The 17,180-nt window shown below is 71.7% G+C and carries 14 protein-coding genes; 6 read left to right on the top strand and 8 right to left on the bottom strand.

Features of this window, described 5'->3' with window-relative positions:
* The first annotated feature begins 79 nt into the window (after positions 1–79).
* Both ABT053_RS36230 and ABT053_RS36225 read left to right on the top strand, forming a co-directional pair.
* Positions 80–1,159 (top strand): adenosine deaminase, encoded by a 1,080-nt coding sequence (locus ABT053_RS36230; RefSeq protein WP_350975450.1) that lies wholly within the window; start codon positions 80–82, stop codon positions 1,157–1,159.
* 38 nt (positions 1,160–1,197) lie between these two features.
* Positions 1,198–1,989: a PH domain-containing protein gene (locus ABT053_RS36225; RefSeq protein ID WP_350975448.1), complete on the top strand. Its 792-nt coding sequence runs from the start codon at positions 1,198–1,200 to the stop codon at positions 1,987–1,989.
* A 141-nt stretch (positions 1,990–2,130) separates the two neighbouring features.
* Here ABT053_RS36225 and ABT053_RS36220 read toward each other — a convergent pair whose 3' ends face one another.
* The 4 genes from ABT053_RS36220 to ABT053_RS36205 all read right to left on the bottom strand — a co-directional run bounded on the left by ABT053_RS36220 (position 2,131) and on the right by ABT053_RS36205 (position 6,893).
* On the bottom strand, positions 2,131–3,774 hold the full coding sequence (locus tag ABT053_RS36220; protein WP_350975446.1) for a phospho-sugar mutase: 1,644 nt from the start codon (positions 3,772–3,774) through the stop codon (positions 2,131–2,133).
* Between the two features lie 258 nt (positions 3,775–4,032).
* Entirely contained in the window at positions 4,033–4,836 is an 804-nt protein-coding gene (locus ABT053_RS36215; protein WP_350975444.1) for a purine-nucleoside phosphorylase, read from the bottom strand.
* A 154-nt stretch (positions 4,837–4,990) separates the two neighbouring features.
* Complete coding sequence (gene chrA / locus ABT053_RS36210) at positions 4,991–6,208, bottom strand: chromate efflux transporter (RefSeq protein ID WP_350975442.1); 1,218 nt, start codon at positions 6,206–6,208, stop codon at positions 4,991–4,993.
* Positions 6,209–6,440: 232 nt separating this feature from the next.
* The gene (locus ABT053_RS36205; protein ID WP_344750057.1) at positions 6,441–6,893 is read right to left on the bottom strand and encodes a gamma-glutamylcyclotransferase family protein; all 453 of its coding nucleotides are present in this window, start codon (positions 6,891–6,893) and stop codon (positions 6,441–6,443) included.
* Between the two features lie 153 nt (positions 6,894–7,046).
* Here ABT053_RS36205 and ABT053_RS36200 point away from each other — a divergent pair, with 153 nt between their 5' ends.
* Positions 7,047–8,441, top strand: a complete 1,395-nt coding sequence (locus tag ABT053_RS36200; protein ID WP_350975440.1) for an NAD(P)H-quinone dehydrogenase — start codon at positions 7,047–7,049, stop codon at positions 8,439–8,441.
* Between the two features lie 12 nt (positions 8,442–8,453).
* Here ABT053_RS36200 and ABT053_RS36195 read toward each other — a convergent pair whose 3' ends face one another.
* Positions 8,454–8,786: a nuclear transport factor 2 family protein gene (locus ABT053_RS36195; RefSeq protein ID WP_350975438.1), complete on the bottom strand. Its 333-nt coding sequence runs from the start codon at positions 8,784–8,786 to the stop codon at positions 8,454–8,456.
* A gap of 295 nt (positions 8,787–9,081) precedes the next feature.
* Between ABT053_RS36195 and ABT053_RS36190 the strand changes: the two genes are divergently transcribed.
* On the top strand, positions 9,082–9,582 hold the full coding sequence (locus ABT053_RS36190; RefSeq protein ID WP_350975436.1) for a winged helix-turn-helix transcriptional regulator: 501 nt from the start codon (positions 9,082–9,084) through the stop codon (positions 9,580–9,582).
* Positions 9,583–9,643: 61 nt separating this feature from the next.
* On the opposite strand, the gene ABT053_RS36185 is transcribed toward ABT053_RS36190, so the two are convergent.
* A complete protein-coding gene (locus tag ABT053_RS36185) occupies positions 9,644–10,840 on the bottom strand; it encodes a pentapeptide repeat-containing protein (protein ID WP_350975434.1) in 1,197 nt (398 codons plus the stop codon).
* Between the two features lie 176 nt (positions 10,841–11,016).
* Positions 11,017–11,415 carry a VOC family protein gene (locus ABT053_RS36180; protein ID WP_350975432.1) on the bottom strand — a complete coding sequence of 133 codons (399 nt, stop codon included), beginning with the start codon at positions 11,413–11,415 and terminating at the stop codon, positions 11,017–11,019.
* 322 nt (positions 11,416–11,737) lie between these two features.
* Between ABT053_RS36180 and ABT053_RS36175 the strand changes: the two genes are divergently transcribed.
* A complete protein-coding gene (locus ABT053_RS36175; RefSeq protein ID WP_350975430.1) occupies positions 11,738–12,430 on the top strand; it encodes an alpha/beta fold hydrolase in 693 nt (230 codons plus the stop codon).
* An 87-nt stretch (positions 12,431–12,517) separates the two neighbouring features.
* Here ABT053_RS36175 and ABT053_RS36170 read toward each other — a convergent pair whose 3' ends face one another.
* Positions 12,518–14,542, bottom strand: coding sequence for a beta-galactosidase (locus tag ABT053_RS36170; protein WP_350975428.1), 2,025 nt, complete (start codon positions 14,540–14,542; stop codon positions 12,518–12,520).
* Between the two features lie 175 nt (positions 14,543–14,717).
* Here ABT053_RS36170 and ABT053_RS36165 point away from each other — a divergent pair, with 175 nt between their 5' ends.
* Entirely contained in the window at positions 14,718–17,129 is a 2,412-nt protein-coding gene (locus ABT053_RS36165) for a TIM-barrel domain-containing protein (protein WP_350975426.1), read from the top strand.
* Positions 17,130–17,180: the final 51 nt, after the last annotated feature.

Raw genomic sequence — 17,180 nt, 5'->3', positions numbered from 1 at the left:
CGTGAACATCCCGAGGCCGGGCCGTGGCGGCGTCTTCGCACGGTCCGGCCGGTCAGGCTACTGACGGTAAGGTTGCGAAATGAGTCAGCTACCCACTTTCGAGCAGATCCGCCTGGCTCCGAAGGTGTTGCTCCACGATCACCTCGACGGTGGCCTGCGGCCGGAGACCATCATCGACCTGGCCCGCGAGTCGGGCTACGACAGGCTGCCCGCGACCGAGACGGAGAGCCTGCGCGCCTGGTTCAGGGAGTCCGCCGACTCCGGCTCCCTGGAACGTTACCTGGAGACCTTCGACCACACGGTCGGCGTCATGCAGACGCGCGAGGCCCTGGTCAGGGTCGCCGCCGAGTGCGCGGAGGACCTGGCGGACGACGGCGTCGTCTACGCCGAGGTGCGGTACGCGCCCGAGCAGCACACCTCCGCGGGCCTGAGCCTCGAAGAGGTCATCGAGGCCGTGCAGGAGGGCTTCGGCGCCGGTTCCGAGGGGCGCGGCATCCGGGTGGGCACGCTGCTCACCGCGATGCGCCACCAGGCCAGGTCCATGGAGATCGCCGAGCTCGCGGTCCGCTACCGCGACGCCGGGGTGGCCGGGTTCGACATCGCCGGAGCGGAGGCGGGCTACCCTCCCACCCGCCACCTGGACGCCTTCGAGTACCTCCAGCGGGAGAACGCCCACTTCACCATCCACGCGGGCGAGGCGTTCGGCCTGCCGTCGATCTGGCAGGCGATCCAGTGGTGCGGCGCCGACCGGCTCGGCCACGGCGTACGGATCATCGACGACATCTCCGTCCAGGGCGACGGGGAGCCCAAGCTGGGCCGTCTGGCGGCCTACGTCCGCGACAAGCGCATCCCGCTGGAGATGTGCCCGACGTCCAACCTGCAGACCGGCGCGGCGGCCTCCATCGCCGAGCACCCGATCGGCCTGCTGCGCCGCCTGAACTTCCGGGTCACGGTCAACACCGACAACCGGCTGATGAGCGGCACGTCCGTCTCCGAGGAGTTCGCCAAGCTGTCGGAGGCGTTCGGCTACGGCTGGGACGACATGCTGTGGTTCACCGTCAACGCCATGAAGTCCGCGTTCCTGCCGTTCGACGAGCGCCTGTCGCTCATCAACGGTGTCATCAAGCCCGGTTTCGCGCGCCTCAAGTGGCAGGCGTAGGCGTGAGCGGGTTCGTACGAGTGAAGTGAGCTCTCCCGATGAAGCAGGTGTTCCGCTCCACCCTCGCGACGGTCGTCGGCTGGGTCTGGATGGCCTTCGCCGCGTTCAACGCGGTCGATCTGATCCTCCGCTACAGCGGGCACGCGTCGATGGTCGCCGCGGCGGTGCTGGGGGTGCTGACCGCGCTGGTCTTCGTCACCTGCCTGCGCCCGGCGGTCATCCTGTCTGAGGAGGGCGTCCTGGTCCGCAACCCGCTGCGGAACGCCTTCGTGGCCTGGCGGGACGTGGACGAGGTCACGGTCTCCCACTCGGTCACGATCGTCTCCGGCGATGAGAAGGTCCGCTGCTGGGTGCCGCAGGCCTCGGCCCGGGAGCGGGCGGCGGCGGCGCGCAGGGGGCGGTCCACGTCCGCGCCCGCGCGGGGCCGTTTCAGGACCGAGCCGGTCCGCCCGAAGGGCGAGCAGGCCGCCGCCGAGGCGCTGGCGGGAAAGACCCACGCCGACTGGGTGGCCGAGCAGATCACCGAACGCGCGGAGGCCGCTAAGCGCGCGGCCGCGCTGACCGAGGCCCGGAAGGCGGCCGAGACTCCGGCGACGGCCGAGACGTCGGGAGTGACCGGAACGTCGGCGGCGGCCGGAACCCCGGCGGCGACCGGGGCGGACCCCGAGGCCGGGACCGGCACCGGGGCTGGCGCTGGGACCGGCACCGGTGCTGGGACGGGGGCGGGCGCCGGGGCGAGGACCGGTGCGCTCAAGGTGACCTGGGCGCCGAGTGCCCTGGCGGCCTGCGCGGTCGCGGTCCTGCTGGTGGTCGCCACCTTCGTCGCCTAACGCAACTGACCCACTGGCCAATTGACCGACTGCCCCACTGACCGTTGACCGTTTCCGGCCTGACGATTGATCAGGCCGACGGTTGACCGGGCCGACAGATGGCAGGGCCGGCGGTGGCCTCTCGCGCCGGCCCCGGCGAGGTCAGAGGCCGAGTGCCTCCGTCAGATCGGCCTTCAGGGCGTCGAGATCCCGTACGGCCCGCGCGCGGGCGGCGGAGACCTCGCCGGTCACCGGGACCACGACCTCCAGGTAGCACTTGAGCTTGGGCTCGGTACCCGAGGGGCGGACGACGACCCGGGCGCCCCCGGCCAGGTGGTAGCGGAGGCCGTCGGTGGGCGGCAGCCCGCCCGCGCCGAGGCTCAGGTCGTCGGCCGTTTCGACCTCGCGACCGCCGAGCCGCGCGGGCGGCGTGGCCCGCAGGCGGGCCATCGCCCCGGTGATCAGCGACAGGTCGGCCACCCGGAACGACAGCTGGGACGTGGCGTGCAGGCCGTGACGGCGGGCCAGGTCGTCCAGGAGGTCGAGCAGGCCGCGGCCCTCCAGCTTGGCCCGCGCGGCGATCCCGGCCACGGTCAGCGCCGCCCCGATGCCGTCCTTGTCGTGCACGGGCAGCCCGAGGCCGGAGCCGACGCTGTACCCCAGCGCCTCCTCGTACCCGAACAGCAGGCCGTCACCGGCCTTCATGATCCACTTGAAGCCGGTCAGGGTCTCGGCGTAGCGCACCCCGTACCCGGCCGCGATCTTGCCGAGCAGGGACGAGGACACGATGGTGGTCGCCACCAGGCGGCCGTCGCCCAAGGTCTGACGGATCACGTGCTCGCCCAGCAGGGCGCCCACCTCGTCGCCGGTCAGCATCCGGTAGCCGCCGCCGGGCAGCGGCACGCCCACCGCGCAGCGGTCCGCGTCGGGGTCGTTGGCCAGGATCAGGTCGGCGCCGATCCGCTCCGCGAGCTCCAGCGCGAGGTCCATCGCGCCGGGCTCCTCCGGGTTGGGGAAGGCGACGGTGGGGAAGTTGGGATCGGGCTCGGCCTGCGCCTCGACGGTCGCGGGCGCGTCGAACCCGGCGGCGGCGAAGGCCCTGGCCAGGGTCTCGCCGCCCACGCCGTGCAGCGGGGTGTACGCCACCCGCAGCTCGCGCGCGTCACCGATCGGGAGCGCGGTCACCGCCTCCAGGTAGGCGGCCACGACGTCGTCGTCCAGCTCGTTCCAGGAGGGGTCGCCGAGGGAGCCGAGGGGCAGCTCGGAGACCGGGCCCGTCGCGTCGATGGCGGCGGAGATCTCCGCGTCCACCGGCGGCACGATCTGGGAGCCGTCGCCCCAGTAGACCTTGTAGCCGTTGTCGCGGGGCGGGTTGTGGCTGGCGGTGACGGTCACGCCCGCGTCGGCGCCGAGGTGGCGGACGGCGAAGGCCAGCACGGGGGTGGGCAGCGGCCCGGGGAGGACCGAGGCGCGCAGCCCGGCCCCGGTGAGCACGGCCGCGGTGTCGCGGGCGAAGGCGTCCGACTTGTGCCGGGCGTCGTAGCCGATCACGACGTGTCTGCCGGGACCGAGGACGCGGGCCAGCCCGGCCGCGGCGCGCATGACGGTCACCCGGTTCATCCGGTTGGGCCCGGCTCCCAGCTCGCCCCGGAGCCCGGCGGTGCCGAACTCCAGTCTGGACCCGAACCGCTCGCGCAGCGCGTCGCCGTCACCGCTCTCCAGCAGCTTCGCCAGCTCGGCGCGCGTGTCGGGGTCGGGGTCCTGGGCCAGCCAGGAACGGGCGAGCCCTGCGAGATCGCTGCTCATCGTCACCTCTCGGGGCGGGGGCCCGTCCGCTCGCCGGGCCCGCCTCCTGTTGATCCCTTTAACCGCTCTGATCCCTGAAGCCAGGGTGGTTCTCGAAAACCGGGCGTCGCCCGCCGCCTCACAGCCTGCCGAAGCCGGGCGCCGCCCGCCGTCCTGCAGCCTGCCGAAGCCGGGCGCCGCTCGCCGTCCTGCAGCTTGCCGAAGCCTGGCCTCGCTCACCGTTCTACAGCCTGCCGAAACCGAGCCTCGCCCGCCGTCCTACAGCTTGCCCACGACACCGGCCAGCAGGCCGCCCATGCGCGTGGCGGTGGCCCGGCCGACCTCCAGCACCTCCTCGTGGTTGAGCGGCTCGCCCACCAGCCCGGCACCCGGGTTCGTGACCAGGGAGATGCCCAGCACCTCGGCGCCGCCCTCGCGGGCCGCGATGGCCTCCAGCACGGTGGACATGCCCACCATGTCGCCGCCGAGGATGCGGCACATGCGGACCTCGGCCGGGGTCTCGTACGTCGGGCCGCGGAAGGCCACGTAGACGCCCTCGGTCAGTGAGGGGTCGGCCTCGCGGGCCAGCGCGCGCAGGCGCGGGGTGTAGACGTCGGTGAGGTCGACGAAGGTGGCGCCGGTGATCGGGCTGGCACCGGTCAGGTTGATGTGGTCACTGATCAGCACCGCCTCGCCGACCTCCTGGGTCTCGGGGCGCAGGCCCCCGGCGGCGTTGGTCAGCACGACCGTGCCCGCCCCGGCCCTGATCGCGGTCCGTACGCCGTGCACGACCGGCTCCACGCCGCGGCCCTCGTAGAGGTGGGTGCGGCCGAGGAAGATCAGCACGTTCTTGCCCGACCCGGTCCGTACGGCGCGGATCCGGCCCGCGTGGCCCTGCACGGCGGGCGGCGCGAAGCCGGGCAGGTCCGTCACCGGGATCTCGGCGACCGTCTCGCCGATCGCGTCGGCGGCCGGGACCCAGCCGGACCCCATCACCAGCGCGACGTCGAAGGAATCCACGCCGACAGCGCTTCTCAGCGCCTCCGCGGCGTCGTTGGCGAGTGCATAAGGGTCATTGGTCACGTCACTGAGCGTACCGGTCATCCGCCTTCGCGCCACGCCGTGTCTCCTGCTCAGCGGAGGGTACGGCCACGCCCCGAACCGTCACGCCGAGCTGAACGGAGCCAGGTCGAGCTGAACAGAGCCGGGCCGAGCGGTCACGAACCGGGCCGGATCGTCAGGCGAGCCGGGTGGCGATCACCGAAACCAGGCCGACCCCGGCCCCCGCCGCGATCAGCCACGCGGAGTTCAACTTCGTCCTCCACAGAGCCAGCAGCGTTCCGGCCGTCAGTGCCCAGGTGAGCGGATCGACCAGGGAGATACGGCCGAGCTGGAGCATGACTCCGGCCATCAGCGCCAGCGCGGCGGCGTTCACCCCGTCGAGCAGCGCGCTCGACCAGGCCCTCGACCTGATCCGGTCGGTGATCCTGGTGAGCAGCCCGACCAGCAGGAAACTCGGCAGGAAGATCGCAACCGTGGCGAGGACGGCCCCCGGGGCTCCGGCGACCAGGTAGCCGACGAAGGTGGCCGTGGTGAACACCGGGCCCGGGGTGAACTGGCCGATCGAGACGGCGTCGGCGAGCTGGGCGGGGGTGAGCCAGCCGAGCCGCTCGACGAAGTCGCCCTCCAGGAAGGCCAGCAGGACGTAGCCGCTCCCGTACAGGACGGCTCCGATCTTGAGCATGGTGAGGAAGAGGCGGAGCAGCTGGTCGGGGTCCTGGCCACCGGCCAGGGCCAGCGGCGCGGCCAGCAACGCCCGCGAGGTCCGCGAGCCGTCCCCGGCTTCCCCGGGGGGCTCCCGTCCGGGCCCGCGCGGGCGGGAACGCCGGAGGGAGGCCGTCCGCACCGCCACGGTCAGCAGGCCCCCGGCGGCGAGCAGGAGCAGCTCGTTCACGCCGAGCAGGTAGGCCGTCAGGACGCCTCCGGCCAGGATCCACAGATACGTGGTCTTCAACGCGGTACGGACCAGGGAGAACAGGGCCCACGCGATGATCGCGACGACGACCGGCCTGATGCCGTACAGGATCCCGGTGACCTCGGGGGTGCGGCCGTAGCCGACGTACAGGGCCGCCAGCGCGCCGACCATGAGCGCGGCGGGCAGGATGAAGCAGACTCCGGCCGACACCAGGCCGCGCCACCGGGCGCGCTCGTGGCCGAGGTGGATGGCCAGCTCCGTGGAGGAGGGGCCGGGGATGAGGTTCGTCGCGCCGACCAGGTCGAGGAAGCGCTGCTCGGTCAGCCAGCCGCGCCGCCGTACCACCTCGTCGTGCATCATCGCGATGTGCGCCGCGGGACCGCCGAAGGCGATGACGCCGAGCCGCAGGAACAGCCAGGTCACCTCGCGCAGGGATGACCCGCGCCCGGTCTCACCGTTGTCGACGGGTGTGTCCCTCATCCTGAGATCATGGCATTTTTCCAGGTGAAGGCGGGATGGCGTGCCGGTTAACGCCACCTCCCGCGCGGGCTCGCGCGCGGCCGGTGACGCGCCGGGTCATCGGGCCGTCGGGTCATCAAGCCGCCGAGCCGCCGAGGTGCTGAGCCGCCGAGCCGTCGGGCCATCGGGCTATCAGGTCATCAGGCCGTCGGGCCATCAGGCCGTCGGGCCGGAGATCCCGGGGAAGGCGCTCTCAGCTCCCCAGGGAGGTGCAGGGACGGCCGCGCAGCTCCCTGACGTAGTCGTCGGGGGCACCGGCGCGCTCGGCGGCCTCGGCCAGGATGCCGAGGTAGCGGGCCGAGGGCAGCCCGCCCTCGTACCCGTCGAGCACGTAGAACCACGCCACGACCTCGCCCTCCATGGTCTGCACCCGGAGTTTGACCTTGTGGTACAGGCCCCGGGCCGCGCCCTCCCACTGGTCGAGGGAGCTCTCGTCCCACTCGGGCACGTCGTAGAGGACGACGAAAACCTGGTCGGCGGCGTCCTCGACGATGGAGGCGAGCGCGCCCTCCCAGCCCAGGTCGTTCCCGCCGAAGGTCAGGCGCCAGCCCTGGAGCCAGCCCGTCCCCCTGATCGGGGAGTGAGGGGCCCGCTGGGCCATCTGCTTCGGGTCCATGTTGCTGCCGTAAGCGGCGTAGACAGGCACGGAGACAAACACTAATCCAAGATCCGCGAGACACTCACCCGGCTTCGAAGCCACGCCGATGTCTCGTGGAATCCCGATGGTTTTGTGGGGGTTTCGTGGTTTAGGAGGGATGCCGAGCGAGGTCCGGTCCCATCATGCGGGAGAATGGGCTATGTGACGAGGATAGTGATCATCGGTGGCGGTCCCGGCGGATACGAGGCGGCGCTGGTCGCCGCCCAACTGGGAGCGCAGGTCACCGTGGTCGAACAGGACGGCCCCGGCGGGGCCTGCGTCCTCACCGACTGCGTACCGTCCAAGACGCTGATCGCCACCTCGGTGCGCAAGCAGGCGCTCCTCGACGCCAGCATGCTGGGGGTCCACTACACCGGCGGCCCCGACGGCGACGTCGGCGGGGTCATCGCCGACATGCCGCTGGTGAACAGGCGCGTCAAGGATCTCGCCCGCGCGCAGTCCGCCGACATCGCCGCCCGGCTGGCGGCGGAGGGCGTCGAGGTGATCAAGGCCCCGGGACGGCTCGTCGACCCGCAGGTGGTCAGGGCCGGGGACCGGACGATCCGCGCGGACGTCGTCATCGTGGCGACCGGTGCGACCCCGCGCATCCTGACCGGCGCCGAGCCCGACGGCGAGCGCATCCTCACCTGGCGCCAGCTGTACGACCTGGAGGAGCTGCCCGAGCACCTCATCGTGGTCGGCTCCGGCGTCACGGGCGCCGAGTTCGCGGGCGCCTACCGCTCGCTGGGCTCGGAGGTCACGCTCGTCTCCTCCCGCGACCGCATGATGCCGAACGAGGACGCCGACGCCGCCGAGGTCCTCGAAGAGGTCTACCGGCGCCGTGGCATGAACGTGATGGGCCGTTCCCGCGCCGAGTCCGTCAAGCGCACCCCCGACGGCGTGGTCGTCACCCTGGAGGACGGCCGGACCGCCGAGGGCAGCCACTGCCTCATGACGGTCGGCATGGTCCCCAACACCGCCGGGATCGGCCTCGAGGAGGCCGGGGTCACCCTCGACAAGGGCGGCTTCATCCAGGTCGACAAGGTCTCCCGCACCTCCGCGCCCGGCGTCTACGCGGCCGGGGACTGCACCGGGGTCCTGATGCTCGCCTCGGTCGCCGCGATGCAGGGCCGGATCGCCGTCTGGCACGCCCTCGGCGAGGCCGTGCACCCGCTCCGCCTGGCCACCGTCGCCTCCGCCATCTTCACCGACCCCGAGATCGCCGCCGTGGGCATCGCCGAGCGGGCGATCGAGAACGGGGAGATCGAGGCCAACATCGTCAAGCTGCCGCTGGCCACCAACGCCCGCGCCAAGATGCAGGGGTTCAACGACGGTTTCGTGAAGCTGTTCTGCCGCCCGAACACCGGCATCATCCTGGGCGGCGTGGTGGTCGCCCCCCGCGCGTCGGAGCTGATCCTGGCGGTCTCGGTCGCCGTCCAGCAGAGGTTGACGGTCGACCAGATCGCCCACACCTTCGCGGTCTATCCCTCCCTGTCCGGCTCCGTCACCGAGGCCGCCCGCCGCCTCATGCAGCCGATGACCCCCAGCGGCATCTGACCGCTGCCGGGGTCAGGGACGGATGCGCAGGACGCGGACGCGCCCGTCGTCGCCGTACTCGAAACGGAACCGCAGGGTCACCGGGCTGCCGGGGAAGTCGCCGGAGATGTCCGCGGTGGCCAGGGTGGCGCCGTCGTCGGTCAGGTCGGCGCCGGTGACGGTGTAGGTGACGTCGGGCACGCCGGAGCGCCAGGCGCGGATCGCGGCGATGCCGTGGTGCTCGGCGCCCTCGTCCTCCACGGTCGCGTCGTCCGCGAACAGCGCGAAGTAGGGGTCCTGGTCGGGCAGGGCGGCCAGCTCGAAGTAGCGGCGGACGGCGCTCGGGATGGTGGGTACGTCGGACATGAGGACGCTTCCTTCCGTGTTGGTGAGTGAGACCGGTCGGGCCGGACGGCCACGTCGGTGGCTGGGATCAGACGTCCGGACCGGTGAGCGGGGTCAGGGGTCGGTGGGTGGGGTCAGGCGGCCGGACCGGCGAGCGAGGTCAGAGATCGGTGGCCGCCGAGCGAGTCGCTCATGAAGGTCTCCACGGTGTGCTCCGTCCCGGGTACGGGCATGGCGAGGCCCGCACCCCGAGTTACTGCTAAAATAGGAGTGAGTCACTTCGACTTTAGCAGTAACTGGCAGGGGAGGGGTCACGGTGGCGAGCCGGATCAGACTGGAAGATCGTGAATGCCCGCTGTCGACGACGGTGGCGCACGTTGGGGAGTGGTGGACGCTGCTGATCCTGCACGACGCCTTCGACGGCTACACCCGCTTCGACGAGTTCCAGGAGAACCTGGGTATCTCCTCCAGCATGCTGACCAGCCGCCTCAAGACCCTCGTCGCAGACGGGCTGATGGAGCGCCGTGCCTACCAGAGCAACCCCACCCGCCACGAGTACGTCCTGACCGAGCTGGGCCGGTCCCTGCGCCCGGTGATCGTCGCCCTCGCCGCCTGGGGCAACTCCCGGCTCGACCCGTCGCAGCGCGCCATGATCCTCGTCGACGCCGCCACCGGCGAGGAGGTCGAGCCCGCCGTCGTCGACGCCGCCACCGGCCGCCGCCTCGACTCCAGCGAGGAGTTCGTCTTCGCCGCCGGTCCCGTCGCCAGCGAGAGCATGCGCGCCCGCTACCTCCGCGCCTCGGGGAACGGCCGCTGACCCCTGGTTCCTGCCGGAGGCCCTCCCCGTGAACTTGCCGGTGGGCCTCTCAGCGGCCCTGTCAGTGCACGCGGGAGCGGAGGCGGTTCAGGGCGGCTCCGCCGTCCTGGACGGCGCGGGCCACGAAGTGCAGCTCCTCCGGGCGGCGGGCGACCAGCAGGGCCTGCTTGGCCGCCTCGTAGGCGTCGAGCGCGAGGCGCCAGTCGCGGTCGGCGGTCATGCCGCCGCGCCCGCTCACCTGGAACTCGTAGTCGAGCTGGTCGATCCCCTCGCCCAGCCGGGTGATGTCCTCCTCGGCACCGCGTCGCATCAGGACGAACCGGGCGTTGCGCCGGGTCCGCCGCTGGGCGCTGACGCCCCAGGCCACCACGGTCAGCGCCAGGCCTACGGCGCTGAGCACCACCATGACCAGTCCCACGGACGGACCGCTCCTCGGGGTGGTCTCGTCCTCCGGGGCGTCCGTCTCCTTGGCTCCGAAGATGTCGAGGTCGGGCAGCGAGGTCGGCACCGCGACGGTGATGCCCGTGGGCTTGCCCTTGGAGCCGGTGAGGTCGACGTCGTCGGCCTGGATGAAGGACGCCCCCTCGACCAGCGCGCCGGTGAAGTCGGCGCCGTCCAGCTCGGCCTGGGTGAACTCGGCTTCGCTCACGTCGGCGTCCTTGAACGTCGCGTTGCGCAGGTTCGCCTGGCTCATCTTGGCCTCGCGGAGCTTGGCCCGGGTGAAGTCGGCCTTGCGCGCCTTGAGCTGGCCGGGGGTGCTCTCCTCCAGGTCGGCGTCGATCAGCTTGGCGTTGGTGAAGTCGACCTGGGTCAGCTCGGCCCTGGTCAGGGTCGCCCCGGTCAGGTTCGCGTGCGGGAACTCCGCCTGCCCCGCCTCGGCGTCGGTCAGGATCGCTTCCCGCATGTCGGCGTGGTCGGCGTGCATCTGTCCCAGGTCGGCCTCGGTGAAATTAGCACCGCGCAGGTCGGCGTACTTCAGTGTGGCCTGGGTGAGGTTGGCCTGCTTGAGCGAGGCGCCGCGCAGGATCGCTCCGGTGAGGTCCTTCTGGAGCAGCTCCACGCCGTCCAGCTTGGCCTTGGTCAGGTCGGCGCAGCGCAGGGTGGCGGGGAGCTGGGCACCCCGGGTGAAGTCCTTGCCGCGCAGGTTGACGCCCTGACCGGGCTTGCACGGCCCGGCCGCGGCCTGGGCGGGAGAGATCACTGTCCCCGACAGCGCGAAGATCGCGACGATGAGAGCCAGGGGGATGGAACGACGCACGGGAGCCTCCTTCAAAGCAGCCCCGATCGTGTCAGCGGACCATTGCATCACGCTAGATACTCGCTTGCACCTTTTCCGTTATGCGCTCTTTCGTCAGGCACTCGCGAGCAGACCTTCTACCGGGACCCGCTTTCCGCCGGGATCCGCCTGCACCGCGCGACGGTCGCCGGTCGCGTTCAGGCCGGGCCGAGCAGGTCCCACCGGTTGCCGGAGATGTCCAGGAAGACGGCGATCCGCCCGTACGGCTCGGTGCGCGGCTCGGTCACGAACTCGACGCCGGCCGCGACCATCCGCGCGTACGCGGCGTCGAAGTCGTCCACCCGCAGGAAGAGGCCCACCCGCCCGGCGAACTGCTCCCCGGCGACGGCGGCCTGCCGCTCGCCGTCCGCGCGGGCGAGGAGGACGCCGGTCTCACCTCCAGGCGGCCGGACGACGACCCACCGCTTCGGGCGGCCGTCGTTCGTCAGCGACGGCGAGTCCTCGGCCAGCTCGAAACCCAGTGCCTCGGTGAAGAACTCGATGGCCCGGTCGTAATCCTCCACGACGACCGCCACCAGCTCGATCCACATTCTCATGACCGCAAGTCTTATGGATTTCGATCACGCGAGCCGGGGCGCATAGTTATCGCGGTCAACGAGGCGAGACCGGGCGTGATAGGTGCACGTGGCCTGTTGCTCCTCATAGCCCCTCAATGACGTGGGAATCCCCGGTACGCGCGACAAGTCACCCGTTCCGAACCGGCGCCGCGACGCCGAGGTCGTTCCCGGCGCCGTCCTGGACCGGCACCAGAGTCGCGACGGCGCGGGGTGGGGGACGCCGCTCACGAGCGGGCGGCCGTCGACACCGCGTACCGAACCGCGTCACCGGCGGTGGGAGCCCCGTCGGTATCGTTGGGACATGGCTGATCATCGCAGGGTCGACGTGGGCGGGATCGAGCTGGCGTACCGGGTGTCCGGGGCCGCCGACGCCTCGCCGCTCGTCCTGCTGCACGCGCTGGGCAAGGACGCGGCCGACTGGGACGGCGTGCTGGGCGCCTTCGAGCGCCACTGGCGGGTCTACGTGCCGGATCTGCGCGGACACGGGGAAAGCGCCTGGCCCGGTGAGTACTCCCTGGAACTCATGCGTGACGACGTGCTCGGCTTCCTGGACGCCCTGGGGCTGGACCGGGTGACCCTGGTCGGGCACTCGCTGGGCGGGTTCGTGGCGTACCTGCTCGCCGAGGGACACCCGGAGCGGGTGGACCGGCTGGTCCTGGAGGACGTCTCGGCGCCGCTTCCCCGGGAGCGGACCGTACCGGTCAGGCCGGACGGCCCGCTGTCCTTCGACTGGGAGATGGTGCTCGCCGTCAGGAAGCAGATCGACGACCCCGACCCGGTGTGGCTGGACCGGCTCGGCGAGATCACCTCGCCGACCCTCATCGTGGCGGGCGGGTCGCTGAGCCACGTGCCGCAGGACCGGATCGCGGAGATGGCGCGGCGCATCCCCGACGCCCGCGTGGTCACCGTCGAGGCAGGACATCTGGTGCACGACGTCCGGCCACGGGAGTTCACGGACGCGGTGCTGGCGTTCCTGCGGCCTGCGGAGGGCTGACGGCACATCGCCCCGCGCTGACACTCGGTGGGCGAGGCCCGCGGGACCGGACGCGGCGATGGCCCCGTTTCCGGAGGGAGAACACGCCTAACGCGGTCGTACGGAGAAACCGCCCGGAGGCAGGTGCAGGCCCGCCGCCTCCTGCGCCTCGTCGCCATGGTTGATGGCGAAGAGCCACTCGCCGCGTCGTACGAGTTCCACGGGGGTTGGTCGCAGGCCCAGCAGGTGGGCGTACGCGGTGTCGGACAGGCGGGTGGAAACGTAGAGGGCGGTGCCGGAGCCGTATGAGTGGCGGGTGACGGCGGGTTGCCCGGCGAGGGGGGTGCCGGAGGCGTGCGGGCCGGTGTAGACGGCGAGGGCCTCGGCGCCTTCGAGGTGGAGGTGCTCGCTCCAGAACGTTCCGGTACCCAGTTGGTTGTCCGGGGTGGACAGGGTGAGGGTGAAGTCGGGAGGGAGGGGGTGGAACTCCTCGACTCTGATGCCGAGGAGGTCGCGGAGGGCGCCGGGGTAACCGCCGAGGCGGACGCGGGCGTGTTCGTCGGCGACGCCGCTGAGGTAGGAGACCACGAGGGTGCCGCCGCCCGAGACGTAGCGGCGCAGGTTGTCGGCGTCGGCGTCCGAGATGAGATAGAGGGCGGGGACGAGCACGAGCGGGTACGCCGAAAGGTCGGACGAGGGGTGGACGAGGTCGGCGGTGACGCCGTGCCTGTACAGGACCCGGTGGGCCTGGCGTACGGTCTCGGCGTAGTTCAGCTCGGTGGAGGGCAGGCCGGGGGACTGGAGCGCCCAGCCCACCTCGGCGTCCCAGAGGATCGCGGCCCCGGCCTCTACGGGGGCCGCGCAGGCGTCCGTCAGGGAGGGCAGGAGCGCGCCCAGGTCGCAGATCTCGCGGAAGATCCGGGAGTCGGGTCCGGCGTGCGGGACCATGCCGCCGTACCAGAGTTCGGCGCCGCCCCGGGAGGCGCGCCACTGGAAGAACATGGCTCCCTGAGAGCCCCGCGCGATGTGCGACAGGCTCAGCCTGGTGATCTCACCGGGGCGTTTGGCGAGCATCCGGGGGCCGGTGTAGGTGACGACCGCCTGCTCCATCAGCAGCCAGGGTTTGGGGGCGTGCTCCGGGGCCAGGCTCGGGCTGATGGTTGGGCTGTGCTCAGGGGTCGAGCCTGGGACGTGTGTCGGGTCCACGGTTGGGCTGTGTGCCGGGTCGGTGGTTGCGGAATGTGCCGGGGGTGAGGCCCAGCCTCGGGCCAGGTCGGCGGCGAAGGCGGTTTCCGCGGGCGGGTCGGACGACGGGTAGTGGTCGATCGCGACGAGGTCGACCTCGGCCGCCCAGTGGCGGTGGTTTACCGGCACCCAGTCGCCGAGGACGAAGTTCGTGGTGACCGGGACGGCCGGGGTGAGCTCGCGCAGCACGGCCTTCTGCTCGCGGAAGTGGCCGAGCATCGCGTCGGAGACGAACCGGCGGAAGTCGAGGACCTGGGAGGGGTTGGGTAGGTACTGGGTGGCGCGGGGCGGGGTGACCTGCTCCCACGCGGAGTAGCGCTGGCTCCAGAACGAGGTGGTCCAGGCGTCGTTCAGCGCGTCCAGGGTGCCGTGCCGCGCGCGCAGCCAGGTCCTGAAGGCAGAGGCGGCGTGCTCGCAGTGGCAGGCGGTGCCGTACTCGTTGTGGACGTGCCACATGGCGAGCGCGGGGTGGTCGCGGTAGCGCTCGGCGAGGGTTCCGGCGATGCGGACGGAGGCGGCCCGGTAGGCGGGGGCGTGCACGCAGTAGGTGTCGCGGCTGCCGTGGGTGAGCCGGGTGCCGTCGGCGGTGACGGTGAGGGCGTCGGGGTGGGCCAGGCCGAACCAGGGGGGCGGGGATGCGGTCGGGGTGGCGAGGTTGACCCCGATCCCGCCGTCGTGCAGCAGGTCGAGGACGCGGTCGAGCCACCCGAAGTCGTGGACGCCGGGTGAGGGCTCCAGCCGGGCCCAGGAGAACACCCCGACGCTGACCAGGTTCACCCCGGCCCGCCGCATCAGCGCGACGTCCTCCTTCCAGACCTCCTCCGGCCACTGCTCGGGGTTGTAGTCCCCGCCGTGGCACAGCCCGCCGAACCGCCCAGGCCAGTCCACGGCCACTCCTCTATTTGGATGGAGGCTAAACTAATTATCACGGGTCGCCGGTCCGTTCAAGGGGACGATGCCGGGGGAGGGGCGCGGGTGGGTCGCGGCAGGTCGGGGCATTGACGTTTGTTGGTTTGGACGTAAAACTAATTCAGCAAACGGAAGCCTGAGCGCTGGAGTCTCCATGCCCTATCGCCCCCCGTTGGTCGCGCACGAGTACTTCGTCGCCGACCCGCCGGAGCTGCCCGTCCGTTCGCACGGCGAGGAGGGCCTGTCGGCGCTGATCTCGGCGGAGCCGGTGGCCTCCGACGCGGCCGGGGTGATCCTCAAGGCGGTGACCTCGGCCGAGGAGACGCTCGTGGTCCAGGTGGGGGTGGCGGGCGAGGGCGTGATCCGGGTCAGGCTCGGGGAGGACGCGGACGCGCGGACCAGGTCGGCCGCCGCCATCTCCATGGTCACGCCGGGCACGTTCGCCGGGGCGCGGGTGGAGAGCCGCGACGGGACGATCCTGCTCGACGCGGGCTCGCTCCGCGCGGAGATCACCTTGGCGCCCTGGCACCTGAGGTTCACCGACGCGAGCGGGGCGCCGCTGCTGGAGCAGGACCGGGGGCACACCGACATCAGCGGCCGGTTGCGCACGCTGCCGTTCGGCCGCTCCAGCGTGGACGGCGCGGTGGCCGGTTACCACGAGAGCTTCGCGGCCCCCGCCGACGAGGCGTTCGCCGGGTTCGGCGAGTCGTTCACCCGCCTCGACAAGCGTGGCCAGCGGCCGGTGATGTGGAACTTCGACGCCTTCGGCGCCGAGTCGCAGCGGGCGTACAAGAACATCCCGTTCTACCTGTCCAGCAGGGGTTACGGCGTGCTGGTGGACAGCGGGACGCCGGTGGAGTTCGACGTGTGCCAGTCGACGCACAGCTGCGTGCAGATCGTGGTCCCGGACGACCTGATCGACTACTACGTGATCGCCGGGCCCACCCCGGCGGAGGTGCTCGGCCGGTACGACCTGCTGACCTGCCGCCCGCTGCTCCCGCCGAAGTGGGCGTTCGGCACCTGGATCTCCTCGGGGTTCTTCGTCGACACCCAGGAGCGGGTGATGGCGAGGGCGCGGCGGATCCGCGAGCGCGGGATCCCGTGCGACGTGCTCCACCTGGACACGTACTGGCAGACGGACGGGCACTGGTCGGACATGCGCTGGGACGCGGAGGGCTTTCCGGATCCCGCCGGGATGCTGGCCGAGCTGGACGCGATGGGCTTCAAAGTCTGCCTGTGGATGAACCCGTACATCTCCCACCTCAGCCCGGCCTTCTCACCCGCCGCCGAAAGCGGATATTTCCTGAAAAAGGCTGATGGCGAGGTCTACGTGGCCGACTGCTGGCACGGCTCCTACCCGGCCTGCGGCATCGTCGACTTCACCAACCCCGCCGCCGTGGAGTGGTTCAAGGGGCTGCTCCGCCCGCTGCTCGAACAGGGCGTCCAGGTCTTCAAGACCGACTTCGCCGAGGGTGTGCCGCACGACGCGGTCGCGGCCAACGGCATGTCGGGCACCGACCTGCACAACGTCTACACGCTGCTGTTCAACGACGCCGTCTCCGAGGTGACCGGGGAGGTAGCCGGGCACGGCATGGTCTGGGCGCGCTCGTCGTTCCTCGGCGGGCAGCGGCACTCGGCGCAGTGGAGCGGCGACACCTACACCAGCTACGCCGCGATGGGCAGCACGCTGCGCGGCGGGCTGGCGCACGGGCTGTCCGGCGTCCCGTTCTGGAGCCACGACGCGGGCGGGTTCACCGGACGGCCCAGCGACGACCTGTACGTCAGGTGGACCCAGTTCGGCGCGCTCTCCCCGCTGCTGCGCCTGCACGGCACCACCAGCCGGGAGCCGTGGGAGTTCCCCGAGGTCGAGGCGGCGGCGGTCGAGGCGCTACGGCTGCGCTACCGGCTCATGCCGTACATCTACACGGCGGCCGTCGAGGCGGCCAGGACCGGGGCGCCGATGATGCGGGCGCTGTGCGTGGACCACCCGGACGACCCGGTGGCCTGGCAGGCCGACCTGCAGTACCTCCTCGGCCGCGACCTGCTGGTGGCGCCGATGACCTCGCCGGAGCAGGTCAGGAGGGTCTACCTGCCGGAGGGGGAGTGGGTGGACCACTGGACGGGCGAGATCCTGCCCGGCGGCCGGTACGTCACGGCCGCCACGCCGCTGGACCGCGTCCCGCTCTTCGCCCGGCGCGGCGCGATCGTCCCGGTGCTCGCCGACCCGGGCGGGACCGTCGGGGACGGGCCGTTCGGGGAGATCATCCTGGTCGCGTACGGCGTCGGCGGCGGTTCCGGCCCGGAAGCGGGTCCGTACACCGGTCCGTACACCGGTCCGGGCTCCGGTCCGGGCTCCGGTCCGGGTTCCGACTCCGGCTCAGGCTCCGGCTCCGGCTCCGAGGAAAATCGTGAGATCCGTACCACCGTCTCCGACCTCGACGGGGACACCACGATCATCGCGGTCCCCGAGGGGGAGGGCCTGCGGGTGACCGTCTCGGGGACCGCGCGGATCACGGGCGTCGAACTGGTGGGCTCGGGCGTCCCGATCGTCATCACCACCGTCTAGGGCTGATCGATGCCGCCCGGCTCACCGGCCGTTGGCTCGCCGGGTGGCCGC

This window comes from Streptosporangium sp. NPDC002524 (genome assembly GCF_040295985.1).
GTDB lineage: Bacteria > Actinomycetota > Actinomycetes > Streptosporangiales > Streptosporangiaceae > Streptosporangium.
The sequence above is the reverse complement of the archived record's forward strand: the minus strand, read 5'-3'. Positions and strand labels throughout refer to the sequence as shown.